Below are 23,031 nucleotides of genomic sequence, written 5' to 3'. Positions count from 1 at the left end.
GGGCCGGCGGTCGTTCGATGACGCGGACTTGGCGCTGGTGGAAGACCTGACCCACCGGATGGCACTGGCGGTGGACCACACGCGCCTGCACGCCGACGCCCACGCCATCGCCGAGCGGCTGCAACGCTCCCTCTTGCCCGAGCTGTCGGACGCGGGCGGACTGCGTGTCACCGCCCGCTACGCTCCGGCCACCGCCACCGCGGAGGTCGGTGGGGACTGGTACGACAGTTTCCTGCTGCCACAGGGCGACACCACGCTCATCACGATTCTGCGCCGTCTGCACATCGCCATGGAGGCCCTGTACCCCGACCGGACCGCCACGTGTGTGTACGGGCTGCTCAAAGGACCCCACGGTGGCCCCTACGACCTGGAATGGGCGCGGGCCGGGCACCCTCCGCCGCTGCTGGTCACCGCCGACGGTGACGCGAGCTACCTGCACGACGCCCAGGGCATGCTGCTCGGCGTCGACCCTCATGCCGAGCGCGCCGGCGCAGGCAGGCCCCTGCCGGCGGGCAGCACCCCGCTGCTCTACACCGACGGACTGATCGAACGCCGGGGTGAATCGCTGGGTCACGGCATGATCCGGTGGCGCCGGCACGCGGCTGCCCTGGTCACGAAAGGTCTTGATGGGATGTGCGACGAGATGATCAACCGACTCGCGGTGGAATCCGACGACGACGTTGCCCTGCTGGCGCTGCGCCTGCCGAGGTCCTGCGTCTGACCCGGGCCCATCCCTGAGCGGCCTGCGCCCCGATCGTTCGGCTCAGTGGTGATCGCCGGCGGCAGCCTGTCCCCCCTGCGGGGCGGTACTCCGCTTCGAGACCGACCGGACGACGAGCAGCGCGATGTCGTCCTCGGCCGGAACCGGGGCGAAGCGCCGGAAAATTCGGTCGCACAGCCGCCCCAGTGGCGCCCTTCGACCTGTGAGCAGCGCGGTCAGCTCGGCCAGCCGATCGTCCAGATCGAGGCCACGGACCTCGACGAGGCCGTCGGTGAACAGGGCGAGGGTGCTGCCGGGCGGGAACGGCACGTCAGTGGCCTCGTAGGGTATGCCTCCGATCCCGAGCGGGGGTCCGGCGGGCAGATCGAGCAGACGTGCGATGCCGTCGGGTGGGATCAAGACCGGTGGGGGGTGCCCGGCGCGTACCAGCCGGCAGGTACCGGCGGCCGGGTCGAGGACGCCGTACAGGCACGTGGCGATGACAGGGTCGTCCAGCTCCTGGAGGGTGCGGTCGAGATGGTGCAGAAGCTGGTCGGGCGGTAGGTGCAGATACGCCAGCGCGCGTACGGTCGTGCGCATCTGCCCCATCACCGCGGCGGCGGATATGCCGTGCCCCATCACGTCGCCGATGACGATGCTCGCCCTGCCCGCACCGAGATCGACCAGGTCGTACCAGTCTCCGCCCACCTCATTGACGTCCGAGGCGGGCTTGTAGCGGTGCGCGATCTCTATGCCCTCCGGGGGCTCAGGCCGCCGCAACATGCTCCGCTGCAGAGTGAGGGCGGTGTCGTGCTCACGGTGGTAGAGGCGGGCGTTGTCGATGCACAGGGCCGCATGGGAGGCCAGGTCGGTGACGACGTCGAGGTCACCGCTGTCGAACGGAGGGCTGTCGCCCTCGCGCAGCAGGGTGAGAGTACCGAAGACCAGGCCCCGGGCCACGAGAGGCACCATCAGCATGGAGTGCACGCCGTGTCGCAGGAGCCGCTCGGGGGTGGGCGTGTGCCGGGCCGCGGGAGCGATCGTGTCCGCGTCGATGAAGGGCAGCAGGAAGGGCCGCCGGTCGGTGAGCGCCTTCGCGTAGGGGGCGGCCGGGGGGAACCGGAGCAGGTGGCCCACCGGCGCCAGCAGGTCGGCGACCGCGGAGCCGTGGGCGGGGCTCTTGCCCAGCCGCACCATCTCGGACCCGCCGGCGAGCCCGTCGGCCGGCTCGCCCCCCTTGGTCACGTCGATCAGCACATCGACGGTAGCCGTCGAGGCGAGCCGGGGAACCACGATGGTGGTCAGTTCCTGACCCGTCCGTGCCACGTCGAGGGTCGTTCCGACCCGGATGGAGCTCTCGTTGAGCACCTCCAGCCGCTGTCGGCCCACCGCGGTGTCCGGAGCGCCGTTCTGGTGAGCGGTGACATCGATGATCGAGGCGCTGACCCCCAACGCGGTACCGGCGGGGTCGTCGATACGGAAGTAGGAGCAGAACCAGACCCGCTCCCGCTCCGAAGCCGGTGTGCGGCCGATCCGCCGAAAGTTGATCACTGGATGCCCGGTGACCAGCACTCGGCGCATCGCCGCCTCCATCTGGTCGCTGTTGACCCCGGGCAGCACCTCGCCCAGCCGCCGGCCCAGGTGTTCCTCCCGCGGAACACCGTTCATCGCCTCCAGAGCCGGATTCACCTGCTGGAAGCGCAGGTCGGCGTCGAACACCGCGAGCCCCACCGGGGAACCGGCGAAGAGTCCGTCCAGCAGCGCGTGCGCCCCTCGGACCTTCTGTGCCGCTCGCGCGTCCGCGGCGAGAAACAGCAGCCCCCGGCCGCCCTCGGCCTCGCCGAACATCGGGCACGCCCAGACCTCCAGCTCGACGAGCGAGCCGTTCTTGTGCCGGACCGGCACGGAGCCTGTCACACTGCGCCCCTCGGCTACCGCGCTGCGCAGGTCACGCCCGGCTTCCTGGTGCTCCGGCGCCACCAGCCCGATTCCGTCACGCCCCAGCACCTCGTCGGACGAGTACCCCAGCAGTGACTCGGCCGCCATGCCCCACTGCGTGATCCGTCCACCGTCGTCGGCAACGATCAGGGCGACGGACAGCGAGCCCCACCACGAGGCGGCGGAGAGGTCTGCCGCCACCCGCTGAGCACGCGTCTCCCGACCAGGCATCACTGTCATCCCATCCGGACGAGACAGCTTTGGTCTCAGTATCAACCTGCTAGTCGGATCCCGACAGCCCGCGCGGGGGAGATGTGTCGGCCTGTATGTCATTACATTCGCCGAAGGCAGGCCGGGCACCTCCCCCGTCCGACGCGCGAGTCGGCGTGTCATCGGACTGACCGCGACCCGGATGAAAGTGTCTCCGGATCTCGGCGCGGTGCTGGCACGACTGGAGGAGCGGGAACGCGAGATCACTGCGCAGGCCGAGACCACGCGGGAACAGATCACGCGGCTGACCGCACAACTCGACGAACTCGGCCGGGCCGCCGAAGGAGTCCGGATCACCCGCAAGACACTGCTGGGGCTGCCCGACCCGCAACCGCCCTCGCCGCCGGCACCGAGACTGCCGGACCATTCGGCCTACCAGCAGATCATGGCGGTGTTCACCGCGGCCGACCATCCGCTGCGTGCGCGGCAGGTGTGCGAGGCGATGGACGTGGCGGTCGCGCCCAACAACATCAACAACGTCCGCCTCAAGCTCAAGCGGCTGACCGGCCGCGGGATCCTGGCCGAGACCGAGCCAGGCTTGTTCACCCAGCCTCGGCCGTAGTCGACCGACGTCGCCACGACCTGCCCGCTTGCCCCGCACGAAACGAAGAATCGGGCATCAGGTCTCATACCGCCCTCTGACATGAACGTCTTTGACAAGGACTCCCGATAGGAGCTGAACATGCTCTTCATGAACAGTGCCTGGAATACCGTCCAGCCGAACAGGAACCCGAGACCGTACTCGCACAGGACGTCGGCCCACATCGGCAGGCCGATCCCCGAGGTGATCACCGCGGCGGCCAGGATGCCGATTCCGTCGCCGGCCACGCAGTGCATCGTGGAACCTACCACCTGCCGCCACTTCGCCGCGACGTAGAGCTCGTGGGTGCCCGGCAGTGGTTCCCGGCAACTGAGTACGTACAGCAACGCCCCGAACAGCCCGCTGAACGCGATGATGATTACGAAGCCCCACTTCATCACCGTGGCCTCCGGCGTCGTGCGGATGTCGATGGCCACGAACAGCACACCGAGCACGACTTGGATGAACCATAAGAGCATGACGCCTTCAAGCATCTTCGCCTCCCGACAGGCCGGTGCTCTCGATGCAGCGCCTCCCGACAGCACCTGACCCTGGCTGTCATCCAGCACCGACCTTGCCGCAGCAGAGCATGGGTCGGCGCAAAAGAGTGGACACCTGAAACACCCTCATTGAACGGCCTGGGTCGTGAGCGACGACTTCAAGCGTGAGGAAGCGCACGACTGACCGATGTCCACCTGCGGCGCCTCGGCGGGTTCGCTGTGCCGCACCGGGCAAGGGCCAGGTGGCCGCCAGTACCACTCGGTCCGCTTCCGCCAGGTGCCCAACTCTCCGCACCCGCGGCAAGACCATCGGCGGCGCCGGCGTCGCCGACCCCGACATGCTTGCCGTGGCCCTCCACTTGCGCGAGCACCACGAGCAGACGGCCGGAGTCTGCTCGCCGGCCACGCGCCGGATTCAGCCAATACTCCCAAGACCGACGCCGTGAGCACCGTGTATCTGGAGGGCCGGCCCATCGCTGTCCTGGCTCGCGAACACAGTGTCAGCCGCGGCGCCATCCGTACCGCCGTCGCCGACCTCATGCCCGAGCACACCGCCGCTGGCCGCTAAGACGCCCCGTCCCCGGAACTGCCGGTCACCCTCGACATGCCGGTTTATGTCGCCGAATTCCTGCGCACCACCGACGTAGAGCCCGCCGAGCGGGCCGCGCTCGACCAGGGCGTGATCGTATGGCGCGGCCAAGGCCATACCCTGCACGTCAGCGCCATCCCCTCCGTGCACCGTGGGCTCTTCGCCACTGCCAGTCCCTCGACGTCGCCCAAGGCGCTCCGATCGTCCCGGCGCAAGGCCTCACGCGAGTAACGAGAACCGCGTCAACGCCCTCGTGGCCGACACCCGGCACTGAAAGGCCGGGGGGCGGCCGGGCAGCGATCGCCGATCTTACTCATCGGGCGCCGCCGAGGCACTCTCCCGTCCGCCGGGCGCTGCGACACTCCGGACTACTCGACGAACAGCCTCCGCGCCGCCGCTTCCGCGTCAAACGCCTCAAGCCGGGACTGGGCGTCGGGCAGATGGTCACACATGGCCTCCAGGAGCACCCGGCCGAGCAGCATCGGGCCGCAGGCGGTGTCGAAGGCCAGCCCGGTACCCACGGCGGTCGGCAGCAGCACATCGCTGTGTACGGCTACCGGTGCGAAGGCGGAGTCGGCGACCGTAACGACGGTCAGCCCGCGCTTTCGGGCGTAGGCCAGCGCCTCCACCACCTCGCGCGGATGCCGCGGCAGCGCGAAGCACAGCAGCGCGCCCGCCCCGGCCCGTACCGCTCCGTCGATCCTGTCCATGAGCATCGAGCCGCCTTCGTCCAGGAGACGGACGTCGGGGTGCACCTTGGCGGCGAAGTAGCAGAAGCCGTATGCCTGGGAGGCGGCCGCCCGCAGGCCGAGGACCGGCAGCGGCGACGACGAGGCGAGCAGCCGCCCGGCCTCGGTCGCGGGCCCGGGGTCGGCCAGCGCCTCGGACAGGAGGCGCAGATTCTCCAGCTCGCCCGCCACCGCTTGCTGGTAAGCGTTGAACGTCCCCGACACCTCGTCCTCCTCGGCGGACGCCTCGCGCAGGTGGCGGCGCAGCGCCGGATAGCCTTCGAAGCCCAGCGCGGCGGCGAACCGGGTGACCGAGGGCTGACTCACCCCGGCCAGCTCGGCCAGCTCCACACTGGACATGAAGGGCACCGCGATGACGCTGCCCATCATGCTGTGGGCGATGCGCCGCTGGGTGGGGGTGAGCCGGTGGCCGTCGAGTAGTTCCCTCAGCCGCGCGGCCGCTGTGTCACTCATGCCCGTTCGTCCTCTTTCCTGCGGTCATCCCCACGCACCCGAAGCCCGGCCGGCCGGGCTTCGCACCCACCACGCCGTCATCCTGCCCGCCGGGGCACGCCGATGTCACCGGCGAGCTCCCGGAAGCCTCTGGAACCAGGAATTTACCCGAAGGTATTGAGAATCATTCACTCAAGGGTGACTCTGAATGGGCTTATGTAGCGCGACCGGAGCGAGCTGGGGTTCCGGTGCATACGTGCGCCCCCGGTCCGCTGGGCCGGTCGGGTCCTGGGGGAGCGGCCCCTCGCACTGCCCACGACCGGCCCTCGCGGCCGGTGCCACGCACAGGACGGAGAGATCCATGGCCGATTCCCTTGTCGAGCGGCGTTCCATCGACGTCGTACCGGACGAGGAGCGCCACGGCACGGCGTTCTCGCAGTTCACCCTCTGGCTGGGTGCCAACCTCCAGATCACCACGGTGGTCACCGGCGCCCTGGCCGTGGTCTTCGGCGGCGACGTGGTCTGGTCGCTGGTCGGTCTGCTCGCGGGCAATCTGCTCGGCGGCGCGGTGATGGCCCTGCACTCGGCGCAGGGCCCTCGGCTCGGTCTGCCGCAAATGATCTCGTCGAGAGCTCAGTTCGGGGTGCGCGGGGCGGTGGTGCCGCTGGTGCTGGTGGTCGTCATGTACATCGGCTTTTTCGCCAGCGGCTCGGTGTTGGCCGGGCAAGCGGTTGGCAAGCTCACCCACCTTGGACCGGTGCCGGGCATCCTGATCTTCGCGCTGGTCACCGGCGTGATGGCGATCATCGGCTATCGGGTCATCCATGCCTTGGGCCGGGTGGCGAGTGTGATCTGCGCGCTCGCCTTCATCTATCTCGGGATCCGGCTGCTGAACCGGATCGACCTCGGTGCGGTCCTGCAACAGCACAGCTTCGCACTGCCGATGTTCCTGCTGGCCATGTCGCTCTCGGCATCCTGGCAACTGGCGTTCGGACCGTACGTCGCCGACTACTCGCGTTACCTGCCGCGCACCACCTCGACGCGGGCCACGTTCTGGTGGACCCTGTCCGGTACCGCCCTGGGCGCGCAGTGGTCGATGAGCTTCGGTGTGCTGGTCGCCGCCACCGCCGGTACGGCCTTCACCGGTGACGAGGTGGGGTACGTGGTGGGACTCGGGGGCACCGGCCTCATCGCGTCGTTGCTGTACTTCGTCATCGCCCTGGGCAAGTTGACCATCAATGTGCTCAACACCTACGGCGGCTTCATGTCGATCGTGACGAGCATCACTGGATTCCGCGGCGGGAGGGACATCTCGCCCCGCGGCCGTACGGCGTACATCGCGGTGATCATGGTTGCCGGCACGGTCGTCGCGCTGGCGGGACGCAACTCCTTCCTGCACACGTTCGCCGACTTCCTGCTGTTCCTGCTGGCGTTCTTCACCCCGTGGTCGGCGATCAACCTGGTCGACTACTACCTGCTCTCCCGGGAGCGCTACGACCTGCCCGCCCTGAACGACCCGGATGGCCGCTACGGCGGCTGGCGCTGGGACGCGCTGACCGTCTACGGCGTGGCGCTGATCGCCCAGTTCCCCTTCCTCGCAACCAGCTTCTACACCGGTCCGCTGGTCGCTCCACTGGGCGGCGCAGACATCTCGTGGATCGTCGGTCTGGTGGTCCCGGCGGTGCTGTACGGCTTGCTGGGTTCGCGACGCCACCGTCCGGTGGTCGTCACGAGTGTCGGCGAGGACGCCGACGGTCGGGGGGACAGTAACGACACGGCGGATGCCGCGGAGACTTCGGACGCCCTCACGGGCAGGGGGTCGGCGAAGATCGCGCCGTAGCCCGAGGAGAGGGAAGGCAGACTGCCCTGAGCCGCAGCTCCGTCGGCAGTTCAGGACCTTGACCAATGGCCGGTCAGAGCCTGCCTGGCGGATCTTGTCACCGCCAGGCAGGCTCTAACCGGCCATGTTTCTCTACCCGGTTGGGAGTGTGCGCCTGGAGCACGGGTGTACGTCGCTCGCCGGGCCGGTGCCATGTCGCTCCGCCAACGTGTCAAGCCCCCCGCTGTCGTTGCGCACCGATGCTTCCATCGCCCTGATCGTGGCCGTCATGTTCCGCCGCAACTGGGCCAGCCGTTCCCGCAAGATGGCCTCGGCGCGGTCAGGTTCGGCGCGCTGCGCCATGCGTACGCCGCTGTCACCCGCCCCGTGCGTGAAGGACTGGCAGACCACGGTCGCATCCGGCCGGTCGGCCTCTCGCAAGTCGTAGCGCCAGTGGGCCAGGGGCGGGGAGGTCTCGGGATCCTCGCCGTACACGGCCCAGCCGAACGCGTACGGTGCCTCCGCTACGGTGACCAGACACAGCACCTCGGTGACGAGTCCGTTGGGGAACCGGTTACGGGCTTCGAACCACGCATCCGTTGCGGGTCCGGACGCACCACCCAGCCAGCCGGAGTAGACACACTCCGGACTCCACTCGAGTCGACCGTCCCGCGGCCGCCCGGGGCCTCAGGATGCCGGTGATGAGCCTGCTCCGGGCTTCCCCGGCTTCCGCGAGTTCTGAGACTTCCGCTCATCTGTCGGTTCGCCGCCCCGATTGGCCCAACACCACCGACCGTCCCGGCCCCGCCCGTGCCAGGCTCAGTTCCGTTGCGCCGTATCCGGTCGGTCCCCGGCCGATCGGCCCCGGACTGGGCGGAGGACAGGATGCTGCTGAGCCTTCAGGAGCGCGAGCGCCTGATGATTTACACGGCCGCCAAGCTCGCCGAGGAACGACGGGAACGCGGACTCAAGCTGAACCTCCCGGAGGCGACGGCGGTCATCTCCGCCTTCCTCCTCGAAGGGGCCCGCGACGGACGGACGAAGGCCGAACTCCAGGACGCGGGACGCGGTGTGCTGCGTCGCGAAGAGGTGATGGACGGCGTGGCCGACATGCTGGCCCAGGTGCAGGTCGAGGCCACCTTCCTCGACGGCACCAAGCTGATCGCCGTACAGGGACCGATCCAGTGAGCGAGCGGTAGCAGCGCCCCGGCAGTGGCAAGTCACTCGTGCCCGGCTCCGGCAAGGGCGACGCGACCGGTCTGGTACAGCCCGGGGCGGAGTCGGCCGATCTGCCCGGCGCCCCCGGCCAGATCATCTACGGCTCCGGTTCGGTCACCATCAACGCCGGCCGTCCCGTCACCAGGCTCTCGGTCGTCAACACGGCCGATCGCCCGGTCAGCGTCGGTTCGCACTACCACTTCGCCGAAGTCAACCCGGCGCTGCGCTTCGAGCGGGAGCGGGCCTGGGGGCATCGGCTGAACATCCTGGCGGGCGGCATGCAGCGCTTCGACCCCGGTGCCACCGTGGAGGTCGAACTCGTGCCCCTGGCCGGCCGGCGCGTCGTGCGCGGGCTGCGCGGTGAATGCGGAGGGCCGCTCGATGACTGAGATCGACCGTCGCAGCTACGTCGCCTCACTCGGTCCCACCAAGGGCGACCGCATCCGGCTCGCCGACACCGACATCCTCATCGAAGTGGAGGAGGACCGGTGCGTCGGCGGCGACGAAACCGTCTTCGGCGGCGGCAAGTCGGGGCGGGAGTCGCAGGGGCAGTCCCACGCCACCCGGGCCGACGGTACCCCGGACCTGGTGATCGGCGGCGTCGTGGTGCTGGACCACTGGGGTGTCGTCAAGACCGACGTCGGCATCCGTGACGGCAGGATCGTCGCGCTCGGTAAGTCCGGCAACCCCGACATCATGGACGGCGTCCACCCCGACCTCGTCATCGGACCCTCCACCGAGATGGTCAACGGCAGCGGACTGATCATGACCGCCGGCACGGTCGACACGCATGTGCACTTCGTCTCGCCCGACATGTCGATCGTGGCCCTGGAGGCCGGCACCACGACCCTCGTTGGCGGCGGCACCGGTCCGACCGACGGCTCAAAGGCGGCCCTGGCCACGCCGGGCGGCTGGTGGATGGACCGCATGCTGGAGGGGTTCGAGCCGTGGCCGGTCAACGTGCTGTTCCTGGGACGGGGCAGCACGGTCAACGAGGAGTCGCTCTGGGAGCAACTGCGCTCCGGGATGGGCGGCTTCAAGGTTCACGAGGACTGGGGCGCCACACCGGCCGTCATCGACACCGCGCTGCGCGTCGCGGACGCCGCCGGTGTGCAGGTGGCGATCCACAGCGACACCCTCAACGAGGCCGGCTTCGTCGAGGACATGTTGCGCGCGGTCAACGGCCGTACGTTTCACGCCTTCCACACCGAGGGCGCGGGCGGCGGCCACGCCCCGGACATCATCCGCATCGCGGGAGAGCCCTGCGTCCTGCCGTCCTCGACCACACCGACTCGTCCCTTCACGGTCAACACCGCCGACGAGCAGCTCGACATCTGCCTGATCGCGCATCACCTGAACCCGCATGTGCCGGCCGAACTCGCCTTCGCCGAGAGCCGTGTGCGGGCGTCCACCATGGCGGCGGAGGACATCCTCCAGGACATGGGCGCGATCTCCGCGATGACCTCCGACGCTCAGGCCATGGGGCGGCTCGGCGAGGTGGTGCGGCGGACCTGGCAGACCGCGCACGTCATGAAGAAGCTGCGCGGCTCGCTGCCGGGGGACGGCCCGGCCGACAATCACCGCGCCCGCCGCTACGTCGCCAAGTACACCATCGTGCCCGCGGTCATCCACGGCATCGAGCACGAGGTCGGCTCGGTCGAACCGGGCAAGCTCGCCGACCTCGTCCTGTGGGAGCCGGCGCTGTTCGGCGTGCGCCCCACGGCGGTCTACAAGTCGGGCATGGCCGCGATGGCGCTGCTCGGCGACCCCAACGCCGCGGTGCCCACCCCGCAGCCGGTGCTGCCCCGGCTGGGCTACAACGTGCACACCAGGGCGGCAGGGGCGACGAGCGTGGCGTTCGTCGCACCCGCCGCGATCGAGGACGGGCTGGCCGGCCGGCTGGAGCTCAACCGCAGGCTCGTCCCGGTGGAGAACATGCGGCACCGGACCAAAGCCGATCTGCCGGAGAACGACGCGCTGCCCACCATCGAGGTCGACCCCGACACGTTCACCGTACGCATCGACGGAGAGGTCGTCGACCACGAGCCGGCCACCGAACTGCCGATGAACCACCGGTACTTCCTGTTTTGACCAGACTCCACGCCCCTGCCACCGGGAACGCCGCTCTGCTGATGCTGGCGGACGGACGTTTCCCCGCGGGCAGCCACGCGCACTCCGGCGGCCTGGAGGCGGCCGTCGCGGCGGGCCGCGTCGCGGACATCGGCACACTGGAGGCGTTCCTCCGGGGACGGGTGGCCACCAGCGGAACCACCGCCGCCGCCTTCGCCGCCGCGGCCTGCGCGGCGTTCAGCGACGGACCGCCACAAGCCGGCGCCGACAGCCGGATCGCCGTACTCGACACGGAGTTCGAGGCACGCACGCCCTCGCCCGCACTGCGCGCCACCTCCCGGAAGCTCGGCCGCCAGTTGCTGCGCGCGGCCCGGACGATCCGGTCGAACCCCGAACTCGACGCGCTTGCCACCACCCTGCCCGGAGGACCGCACCAGCCCCTCGCCCTCGGCGCCGCGGCGTGGAGCCTGGGACTCGGTCCGCATGCCGCGGCGTCAGCCGCCCTGCACGACGCCGTCACCGGACCCGCCACGGCCACTGTCCGGCTGCTGGGGCTGGATCCCTTCGCCGTGCAAGCCGTCCTCGTCCGACTGGCCCCGGACCTGGACGGTCTCGCCGCCGCGGCCGCCGGCAACGCCCACGCGCCCGCCGACGACCTGCCGTCACACGGCGCCCCCCAGCTCGACATCTCCGCCGAACTCCACGCCACCTGGGAGGTGCGTCTCTTTGCGTCCTGACCGACACGACTCCGAAGAAGGGCCCACACACGGCCACCCGAATCCCGGCACGGGGAGACTCCACCGGACACCCGGACGGCCACTGCGGATCGGCCTCGGCGGGCCGGTGGGCTCCGGCAAGACCGCGCTGGTGGCGGCGCTGTGCCGGACCCTGGCCGACGAACTCCAACTGGCCGTGGTCACCAACGACATCTACACCACCGAGGACGCCGACTTCCTGCTCCGCAACGGCGTGCTGCCCGCGGAGCGCGTCCGTGCGGTCGAGACCGGCTGCTGCCCTCACACCGCCATCCGTGACGACATCTCCGCGAACCTCGAAGCCGTCGAAGACCTGGAACGGAGCCTGCCGCCGCTGGACCTGATCCTCATCGAGAGCGGCGGGGACAACCTCACGGCCACGTTCAGCCACGGGCTGATCCACCACCAGATCTTCGTCATCGACGTCTCCGGCGGCGACAAAGTACCCCGCAAGGGCGGACCCGGTGTCACCGCCTCCGACCTGCTGGTCATCAACAAGACGGACCTCGCCTCCCAGGTGGGCGCAGACCTGTCGGTGATGGCGCGCGACGCCAAGGACAAGCGCGGCGACCTCCCCGTCTGCTTCCTGTCCCTCGTCGAGGACCCCACGGCCCGCCAGGTCACGGCCTGGGTACGTGGGCGGCTGAGCGACGGCGGGTGAGGGGCGACCATGACCCAGGCGTCGGCCAGGCTCGCCACCGAACTTGCTCTGTCCGATGCCGGGCGGGCCCGTACCCGGATCTCCGTGCTCCGATCCGGCTGGCCGCTGATGCTGCGCACCACCGCACTCCTTGCCCCGACCCCCGTCACCGCCTGGGCATGCCGCACGGCTGACGCGGCCCGCGTACACGTGGCAGCAGGCGCCGCCGGGCCACTCGGCGGCGACCTGCTGCACCTGGACGTCAGCGTCGGGCCCGGCAGCGCCCTCGTTCTCGGCGAGATCGCTCCCACGCTTCTGCTGCCGGGAACCTACGACGACGAGTCACGCCTGGACGTGCGGATCCACGTGGGCACGGACGCGACCTTGGCCTGGCTCCCGGAACTGGTGATCGCCGCGCAGGGCTGCCGACACGTCACCGACGTCCGGGTCGTGCTCGAACGCGGTGCCCGGTTCGTACTGCGAGAGGAGGTGCTGTTCGGTCGGCACGGTGAGTCTCCGGGCCGCTACCGTCAGCGGGTACGCGTCGAGACAGAGCACGGTCCGGTCTACGACCAGGAACTCGGAGCGGGACCTACGGCACCCGGGTGGGACGGTCCCGCCATCACCTCGGGCCACCGAACCGCCGGCACACTGCTCGTCGCGGACCCGGCCCTGACATCCGGCGAGGTCGGGCACGCGTCACTGCGTGATCCCGACACCGCTGTCATGGCGCTGCCAGGTGCGGGCGGACTACTGGTCAGCGCCCTCGCCGCCGACACGACGACGCTGCGCCGGCGTCTCGACCGGGCTGCTGCCCATCTCCTCACCGGGACGGATCAGCAGTCTCCGACCGCCCAGGCGCCTGATGCGACCCGCGTCGGGCAGGACCAACCGAGGAGCGGGCCCGCTCGCCTGCCCTGACGTGCCCCGCTATCTCCCCCAGCGCACCGAGTTCCAGGCCGGGAAGAAGACCTCCACCCGGGGTGTCAACGGCAGTTGCCTCGTCCCGACGCCGCGTGCCGAACGAGGGGAGAAGGGGGGGCGTCGCGTCCTGGCCGCCGGAGTGAAAGATCGACCAAGCCTGCGAGGACCCTCTGCTACCAGCCGCATTCACACGGTGAGACCGAGCAGCACGTCGCCCGCGGCCTCGCGGTGGATGTTCATCGTCGCCGACAGGGAGTCACAGCGCCGCGACCTGCCGAACGACCATGGCAGGGACGACATCCCGCTCATCGTGCAGGACGCCCGCTTCGATTCCAGGGGCGCTGTCGTCCGGCCGCGTCTGCGTGGTCCGTATGAAGCCGGGTGACGACACGATGCCCCGCGGCTGCCCGACCGAGGGGCAGGACGTTCCAGATGCGGGACACCAGTATCAACGGCAGAAGAAGGGCCGGGTGCCGCAGCACCCGTCCGGCGTGCACTCTGCTAACGGGCCGCCGCGGCTCCGCCGAGCGTTTCGCGCAGCCGGGCCGCCTCCTGGTCGAGATGATGCAGCAGCGCTTGCAGAGCTGGCGTGCACGTGCGGTGGGCCGCCTCGGTGGTGCCCACCGTGCGGCCCACCGAGGGCAGGTCGGCCGGCAGCGCGGTGAGGCGCTCGTCGTCGCGCAGGACCAGCTCGGGCAGCAGCGCCACCATGTCCGTCTGCAGGAGCAGCGCCCGCATGGTGAGGATGGACGTGCATTCGACCCGGTCCGCGGGCAGGGCGAGACCCCGGTCTGCGAACAGGGTGCCGAGCTCCTGGCGCAGGGCGGTCTGCTCGACCGGCAGGATCCACGGGAACTCAAGGGCATCCGTGAGCGTCATCCCATCGGCACCCAGCAGGGGGTGCCCCGACCGGACGGCGAGCCTGATGGGCTCCCGGTACAGCATCCTCTGGCGCAGCCCGTCCCCCTCTTCGAGCGCCGGTCCCACCCGGCCGACGATGACGTCCAGCTCGCCTCCCAGCAGCGCCGGGTGGAGGACGTCCAGCGTCCCCTCCCGCACGACAACCGTGAGCCGCGGCCGTTCCCGCTTGAGCCGGGCGATCGCCCGGGGCAGCAGCACGTTGGAGCCGGCGAGCAGAGTGCCCACGGTCACCGTGCCCTCTTGGCCCTGCCGCAGCGAGGTGAGGTGCTCCCCGGCCCGTCGCACCTCGGCGACCACCGCGCGGGCGTGCTCTGCCAGTGCCTCGCCGTACACGGTCGGCCGCATGCCGCGCGGCACACGGACGAAGAGCGGCACGTCGGCGATCTTCTCCAGCTCGCGGAGGGTGCGGGTCGCGGCGGGCTGGGTGAGGTGAAGTGTCTCGGCTGCCCGCACCACGCTGCCGTGCTCGACGATCGCGACGTGCAGGGTCAGGTGCCGGAACTTCAGACGGCCGTCCAGGAGGTCCATGGGGGCGGGCTCCTTCCTGGGGCTGCGGGCGAACCGCAGCATACCCAGATCGATATATGAAGCGCATTAATCGGCATTGGATCGGCATAGCCAGATGGGCGCATGCTACCCGCACGCTCCGGGGCACAGATCCGAGTCCCCGGCCTGGCAACGGAGGTCTGCAAGGTGAGCTCACCCGTGCGGCACTACACAGGAGGCAGGTTCGACGCGTCCGGCGTGCCGTTCCCGCTGGTCGACCCGGTCTGCGGGGGCACCGTCGGCGAGGTGCCCGCGGCCCCCCGGGAGCTGGTCGACCGCGCGGTGCACGCCGCCCGGGGAGCACTGCGCGGGCCGTGGGGCTCCTGGAGCCCGGCGGAGCGGTCGCGGATGCTGTACCGGATCGCCGACGGCATCGAGCGGCGCTTCGAGGAGTTCGTCGCCGCCGAGTGCGCCGACACCGGCAAGCCCCGCGACCTCGCCTCGACCGTCGACATCCCGCGGGCGATCGCCAACTTCCGCTCGTACGCCGACCTCCCGGCCGGACGGAGCGAACAGTCCTGGCACACCGTCACCCCGGACGGCCGCGGCGCGCTGAACTACACCGTGCGCAAGCCGCTCGGCGTGGTGGCGGTGATCTCGCCGTGGAACCTGCCGCTGCTGCTGCTCACCTGGAAGGTGGCCCCCGCCCTCGCCATGGGCAACACGGTGGTCGCCAAGCCCTCCGAGCTCACGCCCAGCACCGCCTGTCTGCTGGCGGAGGTGATGGCCGAGGCGGAACTGCCGGCGGGGGTCTTCAACCTCGTCCACGGCGGCGGCGCGGACGCGGCCGGGCAGTGGCTCACCGAGCACCCCGGGGTGGACGCGATCGCCTTCACCGGGGAGTCGCGCACCGGCTCCGCGATCATGCGGGCCGCGGCGGCGCGGCTGGCCCCGGTCTCGTTCGAGCTGGGTGGCAAGAACGCCGGGCTGGTCTTCGCCGACGCGGATCTCGAGCAGGCGGTGGCAGGCACCCTCCGCTCGGCGTTCACCCACAGCGGGCAGGTGTGCCTGTGCACCGAGCGGGTGTACGTGCAGCGGCCGGTCTTCGACGCGTTCGCCGAGGCGCTGGCCAGTGGCGCGAAGGCGCTGAACGGCTACGGCCCGATGATCTCCGCCGCCCACCGCGACAAGGTGCTGGGCCACCTCGCCAAGGCCGCCGCCGACGGCGACGTACTGGCGGGCGGCCGGGCACCGCGCTTCTCGGACGAGCGGGACGGCGGCTTCTGGGTGTTGCCCACCGTGCTGGCCGGGCTGCCGGAGGACCATCCGGCCGTACGGGAGGAGATCTTCGGACCGGTCGTACATCTGGCGCCGTTCGACACCGAGGAGGAGGCGCTGGCCCTGGCCAACGGCAGTCCGTACGGCCTGGCCGCCACGGTGTGGACCGGTGACGTGAGCCGCGCGCACCGCGTCGCCCCCGCCCTTGACGTCGGCATCGCCTGGGTCAACACCTGGAACCTGCGCGACCTCCGTACGCCGTTCGGCGGCGTGAAGGCATCCGGGATCGGCCGCGAAGGCGGCGACCACTCCCTCGACTTCTTCTCCGAGCCGATGAATGTGTGCGTGAAGCTGTGAGTGCAGTCAACGAAGCCGTGGCGCAGGCCGCCGAGCGCATTGACGAGGCACGCCGTAGCGGGATCCCGTGCGATCCCGTCCGCGACCTCCTCCCGTCCGGCGACCTGGACGCCGCCTATGCCGTCCAGTCCGCCCTCACCGATCGCCGTCTCGCCGAGGGACGCCGGGTCACCGGCTGGAAGATCGGCCTGACCTCGGCGTCGGTGCAGGCGCAGCTCGGCGTCGACACCCCCGACTTCGGCGCGCTGATGGACGACACCGCAGTGCCGGACGGCGCCGAGATCGGCTGGGGTTCGGTGCTCCAGCCCAAGGCCGAGGCCGAGGTCGCCCTGGTGCTGGAGCACGATCTGATCCACGAGCGGCACACCGTGGCCGATGTGATCCGGGCGACCGCCTTCGTGCTGCCCGCCATCGAGGTGGTCGGCAGCCGGATCCGAGACTGGGACATCACGGCCGTCGACACCATCGCCGACAACGCCTCCAGCGGCGCGTACGTCCTGGGCACCCGTCCGGTAACCCTGCGGGAACTCGACCTGCGGACCGCCGGCATGGTCTTGGAGCGCCGCGGCGAGCCCGTCTCCACCGGCGTGGGCGCCGCCTGTCTCGGCAACCCGCTGCACGCCGCGGTCTGGCTGGCCGACACGCTCGTGCGGCTCGGCCGCCCGCTGCGGGCCGGGGACACCGTGCTCACCGGCGCGCTCGGGCCCATGACGGCCGTAGAGCCCGGCGACGTTGTCGAAGCCCGCCTCGACGGTCTTGGCTCGGTGCGCGCGGCCTTCGGGCGCACCGGACAGGAAGGGGATGCCCGATGAACATCACGGCACTGGCCGACTCCCTCGACGCCGCCGCGCGGGACGCACGCCCGCTCCCCGGCGGCGGCAGCGGGCTGAACGACCCCGACGAGGCATACGAGGTCCAGAACGCCCTGGTATCGCGGCGGGTGGCCCGAGGCGAGCGGCTCACCGGCTTCAAGCTGGGCTTCACCAGCCTCGCCAAGATGCGGCAGATGGGGGTGGCCGACCTGATCCACGGGCGGCTGACGGACCGGATGGAGATCCCCGACGGAGGACGGTACGACGCCTCCGGGCTGATCCATCCCCGCGTCGAACCCGAGGTGGCCTTCCTCCTCGGCGACACGCTGCGCCCGGGCGCCGACCCCGCGGCAGCGGTCGCGGCGGTGGCTCCCGCGCTGGAGGTCATCGACTCCCGCTACGACGGCTTCCGGTTCTCCCTCCCCGAGGTGATCGCCGACAACACCTCCGCCGCGGGCTACGCCGTGGGGCCATGGAGCGCCCCGGCCGATCTGGGCAACCTCGGCGTCCTGCTGGAACTCGACGGGCGCCTGGCGCAGGCCGGTTCCACGGCGGCGATCCTCGGGCACCCGCTGCGCGCCCTCGCCGCCGCGGCCCGGCTCGCCGGCTCACTGGAACCCGGCACCGTGATCCTCGCCGGCGCGGCGACGGCCGCCGTGCCGCTGGCGTCCGGCACGCATGTACGGGCCACGGTCGCGGGCCTCGGCACCGTCCAGTTCACCACCGAGGAGCCAGCGTGATCGTGCCCGGCGCCGCCCCGCCCCGCGGCCGGTTCCCCCACCTCAGGCGCGCGGGCGACCTGGTCTTCGTGTCCGGTACGAGCTCGCGCCGCCCGGACGGCAGCTTCGCCGGCGCGAGTGCGGACGCGATGGGCGTGACGGACCTCGACATCCGCGCCCAGACACGGGCCGTGCTCGACAACATCGCGAGCCTGCTGGCCGCGGCCGGCGGGAGCCTCGACGACCTGGTGTCCGTCACCGCGTACCTGATCAGCATGAACGACTTCGGCGGTTACAACGAGGTCTACGCCGAGTATTTCGACGAGACCGGCCCCAGCCGCACCACCGTCGCCGTCCACCAGCTTCCCCACCCCCACCTGCTGATCGAGATCAGCGCCGTAGCCCACCTGCCGCAGACCGAGGAGCCGCGCCGATGACCATGAACCCATTCAACCTGCAGTCCTGGATCGAGGAGCACCGCCACCTGCTCAAGCCGCCGGTCGGCAACGTCCAGATCTGGCAGGACGCCGATCTGATGGTGACCATCGTGGGCGGCCCCAACCGTCGTACCGACTTCCACGACGACCCGATCGAGGAGTTCTTCTACCAGCTCAAGGGCGACATGGTCCTGCGGGTCATGGAGGAGGACGGGCAGCCGCCGCGCGACATCCACATCCGCGAGGGTGACGTCTTCCTCGCCCCGTCGCACCTGCGGCACTCCCCGCAGCGGCCGGAGGAGGACAGCATCGGGCTGGTCGTCGAGTTCGCCCGGCCCGAGGGGCAGCGTGACGCCTTCGAGTGGTACTGCATGGAGTGCCACCACCTGGTGCATCGCAGCGAACTGCAGCTCACCTCGATCGTCGACGACCTGCCGCCGGTGTTCAGCGCGTTCTACGCCGACGAAGCCGCCCGCACCTGCGGAAACTGCGGTGCGGTGCACCCGGGTAAGGACTGGCCCGAGGAGCTGCGTCCACGTACCCGCCGCGACGAGGCGGGCGAGGCATGACCGTCGTCGACATCCACGCCCACGTCTTCCCGCAGATCGGCCGCGCCGAGTCCCGGGCTGTCACCGGCTCCGACGACGGCCCCTGGCTGCGCACCGGCGACGGCCCGGACACCGGGATGATGATGGCCGGGGCCGCCGAGTACCGGCCGGTGGGCCGTACCCTGTGGGACCCGGCGGAGCGTGTCGCCGACCTGGACCGGCTCGGCGTGGACATCCAGGTGCTCTCCAGCACCCCGCTGATGTTCGGCTACGGGCTGGAACCCGAGCGGGCCGCCGACTGGTGCCGGATGGTCAACTCCCGGCTCCTGCAGTACAGCTGGTACGCCCCCCACCGGCTGGCCCCGCTGTGCCAGGTGCCGCTCCAGGACACCGAGCTGGCCTGCGCCGCGCTCACCGAGGCGATGCGCCAGGGCTTCCACGGCGTCCACATCGGCAACCACCTCGGCGACCGCGACCTCGACCACGGCGCACTGCTGGAGTTCCTCACGCACTGCGCCGGCGAGAACGCGGCCGTCCTGGTCCACCCCTGGGACCTGCCCGCCGGCCCCCGCTTCTCGCGCTACATGCTGGCCTGGCTCGCGGGCATGGCCGGCGAGACCCACCTGACCATCCTGTCGCTGATCCTCTCCGGCGCCTTCGAGCGCCTGCCGGCGTCGCTGCGGCTGCTGTTCGCCCACGGCGGCGGCAGCTTCCCGTATCTGCTGGGCCGGGCCGAGAACGCCTGGCACCGCCGCGACATAGTGCGCGCCGACAGCCCGCACCCGCCCTCGCACTACACCGATCGCTTCTCCGTCGACTCCGCCGTCTTCGACCCGGGCGCGCTGCGGCTGCTGGTGGACGTGATGGGTGCCGAGCGGGTGCTGCTCGGCTCCGACCATCCCTTTCCTCTTGGCGAAGAGGAGATCGGCCGGCTGGTACAGGAGAGCACGCTCACCCCCGAGGAGCAGGCGGCCGTCCTCGGCGGCAACGCCGTCCGCTTCTTCAACCTTGCTCCGCTTGCGAAGGAGGCTGTTCGATGAAGGCAGCCGTGATCGGATCGGGCAACATCGGCACCGATCTGCTCATCAAGATCATCCGAGGCTCGGGGGACATCACCGCCGCCGCGATGATCGGCATCGACCCCGAGTCGGAGGGGCTCGCACGGGCCCGTCGGCTCGGGGTGCCCACCAGTGCGGACGGAGTGGCCGGGCTGCTGGCGCTCGACGGGTTCGACGACATCGACATCGTCTTCGACGCCACCTCCGCCGCCGCCCACCATCGCAACGCGGCCGCGCTCGCCCCGTACGGCAAGACGATCGTCGACCTCACCCCGGCGGCCATCGGCCCGTACGTCGTCCCGCCCGTCAACCTCGACGAGCATCTGGACGCCCGCAACGTCAACATGGTCACCTGCGGTGGCCAGGCCACCATCCCGGTCGTCGCCGCCGTCTCGGCGGTGGCACCGGTCCACTACGCGGAGATCGTCGCCTCGATCGCCTCGCGGTCGGCGGGACCGGGCACGCGGGCCAACATCGACGAGTTCACCGAGACCACCTCCCGCGCGCTGGAGCAGGTGGGCGGCGCCGCCCGCGGCAAGGCGATCATTGTGCTCAACCCGGCGGAGCCGCCGCTGCTGATGCGCGACACCGTGCACTGCGTCGTCGACGACTGCGACACGGAGCGGGTGGCCGCCTCCATCCACGCGATGGCCGCGTCCGTCGCCGCGTATGTGCCCGGTTACCGGCTCAAGCAGGAGCCGCAGTTCCGCAAGCCGGCCGCCGACGACCCGCTGGCGCGGCTCGCCGGGGGCGGCCGGCTGCTGGTCTCCGTCTACCTGGAGGTCGAGGGCGCCGCCCACTACCTCCCGGCCTACGCCGGAAACCTCGACATCATGACCTCCGCCGCGCTGCGCACCGCCGAGCGCCTGGCCGAACGGAGCCCGGTCCGATGACCCAGGTCTACGTCCAGGACGTCACCCTGCGCGACGGCATGCACGCCGTGTCGCACCGCTACACCGTCGATCAGGTCCGGGCGATCGCGGCCGCGCTGGAAGCCGCGGGCGTCGACGCCGTCGAAGTCGCCCACGGCGACGGCCTGTCCGGCTCGTCGGTCACCTACGGCCCCGGCGCGCACACCGACTGGGAGTGGCTGGAGGCGGCGGCCGACGTGCTCAGCCGGGCCAGGCTCACCACCCTGCTGCTGCCCGGCATCGGCACCGCCGATGACCTGCGCCGCGCCCATGCCCTCGGCGTCACGTCCGTCCGCGTCGCCACGCACTGCACCGAGGCGGACATCTCCGCCCAGCACATCGACCTGGCCCGCGAGCTGGGCATGGACGTGTCGGGTTTCCTGATGATGTCCCACCTGGCGCCGCCGGCCGAACTGGCCGCCCAGGCCCGCCTCATGGAGTCGTACGGTGCGCACTGCGTCTACGTCACCGACTCCGGCGGCCGGCTGACCATGGACGGCGTGCGGGAGAGGGTCCGCGCCTACCGCGACGCCCTCGACCCGGCCACCGAGATCGGCATCCACGCCCACCACAACCTCGGCCTCGGCGTGGCCAACAGCATCACGGCGGTGGAGGCGGGCGCCCACCGCGTGGACGCCTCGCTGGCCGGGCAGGGCGCGGGCGCCGGAAACGCGCCGCTGGAGCCGGTGGTGGCGGTGTTCGACCTGATGGGCTGGGAGCACGGCTGCGACCTGTTCCCGCTGATGGACGCAGCGGAGGAGCTCGTACGGCCGACGCAGGACCGGCCCGTGCGGGTGGACCGGGAGACGTTGACGCTCGGCTACGCCGGGGTGTACTCCAGCTTCCTGCGGCACGCCGAGACCACGGCCCTGCGCCACGGTCTCGACACACGCGACCTACTGGTCGAGGCGGGGGCCCGGCGGCTGGTCGGCGGGCAGGAAGACCTCCTCACGGACATAGCGCTCGATCTCGTCCAGGCCCGCGGCGCCGCCGGCCCCGCCCCCATCTCATCCACTGACGGAGTGCCCTCATGCTGACCGATCGCGCCGCCGCACTGGACGCCGCCGACCCGCTCGCGCACGTCCGCGACCGCTTCCTCCTCCCCGAGGGGACCGTGTATCTCGACGGCAACTCCCTCGGCGCCCTTCCCGCCGCCGTCCCACAGGCGCTCGAGGACGCCGTGCACCGCCAGTGGGGCACCGACCTGATCCGCTCCTGGAACGGCAACGGCTGGTGGGAGGCGCCGGTGCGCACGGGCGACGCCGTCGGCCGGCTGGTCGGCGCGGCCCCCGGTCAGGTGGTGGCCGGGGACTCCACCAGTGTCCAGCTGTTCAACACCTTGCTCGCCGCCGCCCGGCTGCGCCCCGGCCGCCGGCTGCTCCTGACCGACCCGGACCACTTCCCCACCGACCAGTACATCGCCGACTCGGTGGGCCGGCTGCTCGGGCTGGAGGTCCGCAGGGTGCCCGCGCGGGAGGCCGCCGCGGTGCTGGCCGCCGAGGGTGAGAACGTCGCGGTCGCCGCCTACGCCCCGGTGGACTACCGCACCGGGGAGCTGTACGACATGGCAGCGCTCACTGCCGCCGCGCACGCCGCCGGGGTCCTGATGCACTGGGACCTGTGCCACGCCGCGGGCGCCATGCCCATCGGACTCGACGCCATGCAAGCCGATTTCGCGGTCGGCTGCGGCTACAAGTACCTCTCCGGGGGCCCGGGCGCCCCGGCCTTCGCGTATATCGCGCGCCGCCACCAGCGGGACTTCGACCACCCCATCACCGGCTGGCACGGACACGCGGAGCCGTTCGCGATGTCCGGCACGTACACGCCCGCACCGGACATCACCCGGGCCAGGATCAGCACCCCGCCGCTGCTGTCGCTGCTGGGCCTGGAGGCCGCGCTCACGGCCTTCGACGGAGTGGAGATGGCGGCCGTACGGGACAAGAGCCTGTCCCTGACCGGATTCTTCCAGGAGTGCGCCGACACCCTCCTGGACGGCCTGGGCTTCACCATGGCCACCCCGCGCGACCCCGCGCGCCGCGGCAGCCAGGTCGCCCTGCGCCACCCGGAGGCGTACCCGCTGGTGGCCGCGCTCACCGCCCGCGGCGTGATCGGCGACATGCGCGCCCCCGACCTGCTCCGCTTCGGCTTCAACGCCCTGTACGTCACGCACGCCGACGTGCTGCACGCCGTGGGCGAACTGCACGACATCGCGGCCACCGGCGCCCACCGCGCCGCCGAGTTCCAGCAGCGGCCCACCGTCACCTGACCACCGCACACGGCACCACCGGCACCCGCCCCCTCCCCGACGCCGATCCCCGAA

The 23,031-nt window shown here is 71.0% G+C and carries 23 protein-coding genes; 17 read left to right on the top strand and 6 right to left on the bottom strand.

The features are described 5' to 3' along the window. Nucleotides 1-37 precede the first annotated feature (37 nt). Nucleotides 38-721: a PP2C family protein-serine/threonine phosphatase gene (locus ACFWR9_RS29255; RefSeq protein ID WP_383847062.1), complete on the top strand. Its 684-nt coding sequence runs from the start codon at nucleotides 38-40 to the stop codon at nucleotides 719-721. A gap of 42 nt (nucleotides 722-763) precedes the next feature. Here the strand turns inward: ACFWR9_RS29255 and ACFWR9_RS29250 are convergent, their stop codons facing one another. From ACFWR9_RS29250 to ACFWR9_RS29235, 4 genes are all read right to left on the bottom strand, one after another. Then, nucleotides 764-2,869 carry a SpoIIE family protein phosphatase gene (locus ACFWR9_RS29250; RefSeq protein ID WP_383847044.1) on the bottom strand — a complete coding sequence of 702 codons (2,106 nt, stop codon included), beginning with the start codon at nucleotides 2,867-2,869 and terminating at the stop codon, nucleotides 764-766. Between the two features lie 411 nt (nucleotides 2,870-3,280). After that, nucleotides 3,281-4,057 carry a DUF4396 domain-containing protein gene (locus ACFWR9_RS29245; RefSeq protein ID WP_383847042.1) on the bottom strand — a complete coding sequence of 259 codons (777 nt, stop codon included), beginning with the start codon at nucleotides 4,055-4,057 and terminating at the stop codon, nucleotides 3,281-3,283. 346 nt (nucleotides 4,058-4,403) lie between these two features. After that, nucleotides 4,404-4,694 (bottom strand): hypothetical protein, encoded by a 291-nt coding sequence (locus ACFWR9_RS29240; protein WP_383847041.1) that lies wholly within the window; start codon nucleotides 4,692-4,694, stop codon nucleotides 4,404-4,406. A gap of 251 nt (nucleotides 4,695-4,945) precedes the next feature. Next, on the bottom strand, nucleotides 4,946-5,779 hold the full coding sequence (locus ACFWR9_RS29235; RefSeq protein WP_383847039.1) for a MurR/RpiR family transcriptional regulator: 834 nt from the start codon (nucleotides 5,777-5,779) through the stop codon (nucleotides 4,946-4,948). 340 nt (nucleotides 5,780-6,119) lie between these two features. Here ACFWR9_RS29235 and ACFWR9_RS29230 point away from each other — a divergent pair, with 340 nt between their 5' ends. Next, nucleotides 6,120-7,598, top strand: coding sequence for a purine-cytosine permease family protein (locus ACFWR9_RS29230; protein ID WP_383847038.1), 1,479 nt, complete (start codon nucleotides 6,120-6,122; stop codon nucleotides 7,596-7,598). 132 nt (nucleotides 7,599-7,730) lie between these two features. Here the strand turns inward: ACFWR9_RS29230 and ACFWR9_RS29225 are convergent, their stop codons facing one another. After that, a complete protein-coding gene (locus tag ACFWR9_RS29225) occupies nucleotides 7,731-8,123 on the bottom strand; it encodes a hypothetical protein (RefSeq protein WP_383847036.1) in 393 nt (130 codons plus the stop codon). Between the two features lie 339 nt (nucleotides 8,124-8,462). Here ACFWR9_RS29225 and ACFWR9_RS29220 point away from each other — a divergent pair, with 339 nt between their 5' ends. The 6 genes from ACFWR9_RS29220 to ACFWR9_RS29195 all read left to right on the top strand — a co-directional run bounded on the left by ACFWR9_RS29220 (nucleotide 8,463) and on the right by ACFWR9_RS29195 (nucleotide 13,181). Then, entirely contained in the window at nucleotides 8,463-8,765 is a 303-nt protein-coding gene (locus ACFWR9_RS29220) for an urease subunit gamma (RefSeq protein WP_383847034.1), read from the top strand. Nucleotides 8,766-8,866: 101 nt separating this feature from the next. After that, complete coding sequence (locus ACFWR9_RS29215) at nucleotides 8,867-9,184, top strand: urease subunit beta (RefSeq protein WP_383847060.1); 318 nt, start codon at nucleotides 8,867-8,869, stop codon at nucleotides 9,182-9,184. Next, nucleotides 9,177-10,886: an urease subunit alpha gene (locus tag ACFWR9_RS29210; RefSeq protein ID WP_383847032.1), complete on the top strand. Its 1,710-nt coding sequence runs from the start codon at nucleotides 9,177-9,179 to the stop codon at nucleotides 10,884-10,886. The genes ACFWR9_RS29215 and ACFWR9_RS29210 overlap by 8 nt, the downstream gene beginning before the upstream one ends. 41 nt (nucleotides 10,887-10,927) lie before the next feature. Beyond that, the gene (locus ACFWR9_RS29205; RefSeq protein ID WP_383847058.1) at nucleotides 10,928-11,602 is read left to right on the top strand and encodes an urease accessory protein UreF; all 675 of its coding nucleotides are present in this window, start codon (nucleotides 10,928-10,930) and stop codon (nucleotides 11,600-11,602) included. Continuing rightward, on the top strand, nucleotides 11,592-12,281 hold the full coding sequence (ureG, locus tag ACFWR9_RS29200; protein WP_383847030.1) for an urease accessory protein UreG: 690 nt from the start codon (nucleotides 11,592-11,594) through the stop codon (nucleotides 12,279-12,281). Before ACFWR9_RS29205 ends, ureG begins: the two co-directional genes overlap by 11 nt. Before the next feature lie 9 nt (nucleotides 12,282-12,290). Beyond that, nucleotides 12,291-13,181: an urease accessory protein UreD gene (locus ACFWR9_RS29195; RefSeq protein WP_383847029.1), complete on the top strand. Its 891-nt coding sequence runs from the start codon at nucleotides 12,291-12,293 to the stop codon at nucleotides 13,179-13,181. A 504-nt stretch (nucleotides 13,182-13,685) separates the two neighbouring features. Here ACFWR9_RS29195 and ACFWR9_RS29190 read toward each other — a convergent pair. After that, nucleotides 13,686-14,633 (bottom strand): LysR substrate-binding domain-containing protein, encoded by a 948-nt coding sequence (locus tag ACFWR9_RS29190; protein ID WP_383847027.1) that lies wholly within the window; start codon nucleotides 14,631-14,633, stop codon nucleotides 13,686-13,688. A gap of 165 nt (nucleotides 14,634-14,798) precedes the next feature. Between ACFWR9_RS29190 and ACFWR9_RS29185 the strand changes: the two genes are divergently transcribed. The 9 genes from ACFWR9_RS29185 to kynU are packed head-to-tail and all read left to right on the top strand — an operon-like array spanning nucleotide 14,799 to nucleotide 22,977. Then, nucleotides 14,799-16,226, top strand: coding sequence for a 2-hydroxymuconic semialdehyde dehydrogenase (locus ACFWR9_RS29185; RefSeq protein ID WP_383847025.1), 1,428 nt, complete (start codon nucleotides 14,799-14,801; stop codon nucleotides 16,224-16,226). Further along, nucleotides 16,223-17,038, top strand: coding sequence for a 2-keto-4-pentenoate hydratase (locus ACFWR9_RS29180; protein ID WP_383847023.1), 816 nt, complete (start codon nucleotides 16,223-16,225; stop codon nucleotides 17,036-17,038). Before ACFWR9_RS29185 ends, ACFWR9_RS29180 begins: the two co-directional genes overlap by 4 nt. Next, nucleotides 17,035-17,778 carry a 2-keto-4-pentenoate hydratase gene (locus tag ACFWR9_RS29175; protein ID WP_383847021.1) on the top strand — a complete coding sequence of 248 codons (744 nt, stop codon included), beginning with the start codon at nucleotides 17,035-17,037 and terminating at the stop codon, nucleotides 17,776-17,778. Before ACFWR9_RS29180 ends, ACFWR9_RS29175 begins: the two co-directional genes overlap by 4 nt. Beyond that, nucleotides 17,775-18,194 (top strand): RidA family protein, encoded by a 420-nt coding sequence (locus tag ACFWR9_RS29170; protein WP_383847019.1) that lies wholly within the window; start codon nucleotides 17,775-17,777, stop codon nucleotides 18,192-18,194. Before ACFWR9_RS29175 ends, ACFWR9_RS29170 begins: the two co-directional genes overlap by 4 nt. Next, nucleotides 18,191-18,763 (top strand): 3-hydroxyanthranilate 3,4-dioxygenase, encoded by a 573-nt coding sequence (locus ACFWR9_RS29165; RefSeq protein ID WP_383847017.1) that lies wholly within the window; start codon nucleotides 18,191-18,193, stop codon nucleotides 18,761-18,763. The genes ACFWR9_RS29170 and ACFWR9_RS29165 overlap by 4 nt, the downstream gene beginning before the upstream one ends. Continuing rightward, nucleotides 18,760-19,782: an amidohydrolase family protein gene (locus ACFWR9_RS29160; RefSeq protein WP_383847015.1), complete on the top strand. Its 1,023-nt coding sequence runs from the start codon at nucleotides 18,760-18,762 to the stop codon at nucleotides 19,780-19,782. The genes ACFWR9_RS29165 and ACFWR9_RS29160 overlap by 4 nt, the downstream gene beginning before the upstream one ends. Beyond that, nucleotides 19,779-20,693 carry an acetaldehyde dehydrogenase (acetylating) gene (locus tag ACFWR9_RS29155; RefSeq protein ID WP_383847013.1) on the top strand — a complete coding sequence of 305 codons (915 nt, stop codon included), beginning with the start codon at nucleotides 19,779-19,781 and terminating at the stop codon, nucleotides 20,691-20,693. Before ACFWR9_RS29160 ends, ACFWR9_RS29155 begins: the two co-directional genes overlap by 4 nt. Beyond that, entirely contained in the window at nucleotides 20,690-21,748 is a 1,059-nt protein-coding gene (gene dmpG, locus ACFWR9_RS29150; protein WP_383847011.1) for a 4-hydroxy-2-oxovalerate aldolase, read from the top strand. Before ACFWR9_RS29155 ends, dmpG begins: the two co-directional genes overlap by 4 nt. Further along, the gene (gene kynU, locus ACFWR9_RS29145) at nucleotides 21,742-22,977 is read left to right on the top strand and encodes a kynureninase (protein ID WP_383847010.1); all 1,236 of its coding nucleotides are present in this window, start codon (nucleotides 21,742-21,744) and stop codon (nucleotides 22,975-22,977) included. The genes dmpG and kynU overlap by 7 nt, the downstream gene beginning before the upstream one ends. The last annotated feature ends 54 nt before the right edge of the window (nucleotides 22,978-23,031 follow it).

The sequence above is a fragment of the Streptomyces sp. NPDC058534 genome (assembly GCF_042717365.1).
In the GTDB taxonomy this organism is placed as follows: Bacteria; Actinomycetota; Actinomycetes; order Streptomycetales; family Streptomycetaceae; genus Streptomyces.
This window is presented reverse-complemented; position numbering and strand designations above follow the sequence as displayed.

Excerpts from the sequence above, each read along its gene's own strand:
- ACFWR9_RS29250 (WP_383847044.1), bottom strand. The coding sequence starts at position 2,869 with ATGCCTGGTCGGGAGACGCGTGCTCAGCGGGTGGCGGCAGACCTCTCC.
- ACFWR9_RS29240 (WP_383847041.1), bottom strand. The coding sequence starts at position 4,694 with ATGGCCTTGGCCGCGCCATACGATCACGCCCTGGTCGAGCGCGGCCCG.
- ACFWR9_RS29235 (WP_383847039.1), bottom strand. The coding sequence starts at position 5,779 with ATGAGTGACACAGCGGCCGCGCGGCTGAGGGAACTACTCGACGGCCAC.
- ACFWR9_RS29230 (WP_383847038.1), top strand. The coding sequence starts at position 6,120 with ATGGCCGATTCCCTTGTCGAGCGGCGTTCCATCGACGTCGTACCGGAC.
- ACFWR9_RS29220 (WP_383847034.1), top strand. The coding sequence starts at position 8,463 with ATGCTGCTGAGCCTTCAGGAGCGCGAGCGCCTGATGATTTACACGGCC.
- ACFWR9_RS29210 (WP_383847032.1), top strand. The coding sequence starts at position 9,177 with ATGACTGAGATCGACCGTCGCAGCTACGTCGCCTCACTCGGTCCCACC.
- ACFWR9_RS29205 (WP_383847058.1), top strand. The coding sequence starts at position 10,928 with ATGCTGGCGGACGGACGTTTCCCCGCGGGCAGCCACGCGCACTCCGGC.
- ACFWR9_RS29195 (WP_383847029.1), top strand. The coding sequence starts at position 12,291 with ATGACCCAGGCGTCGGCCAGGCTCGCCACCGAACTTGCTCTGTCCGAT.
- ACFWR9_RS29190 (WP_383847027.1), bottom strand. The coding sequence starts at position 14,633 with ATGGACCTCCTGGACGGCCGTCTGAAGTTCCGGCACCTGACCCTGCAC.
- ACFWR9_RS29175 (WP_383847021.1), top strand. The coding sequence starts at position 17,035 with ATGAACATCACGGCACTGGCCGACTCCCTCGACGCCGCCGCGCGGGAC.
- ACFWR9_RS29165 (WP_383847017.1), top strand. The coding sequence starts at position 18,191 with ATGACCATGAACCCATTCAACCTGCAGTCCTGGATCGAGGAGCACCGC.
- ACFWR9_RS29160 (WP_383847015.1), top strand. The coding sequence starts at position 18,760 with ATGACCGTCGTCGACATCCACGCCCACGTCTTCCCGCAGATCGGCCGC.
- ACFWR9_RS29155 (WP_383847013.1), top strand. The coding sequence starts at position 19,779 with ATGAAGGCAGCCGTGATCGGATCGGGCAACATCGGCACCGATCTGCTC.
- dmpG (WP_383847011.1), top strand. The coding sequence starts at position 20,690 with ATGACCCAGGTCTACGTCCAGGACGTCACCCTGCGCGACGGCATGCAC.
- kynU (WP_383847010.1), top strand. The coding sequence starts at position 21,742 with ATGCTGACCGATCGCGCCGCCGCACTGGACGCCGCCGACCCGCTCGCG.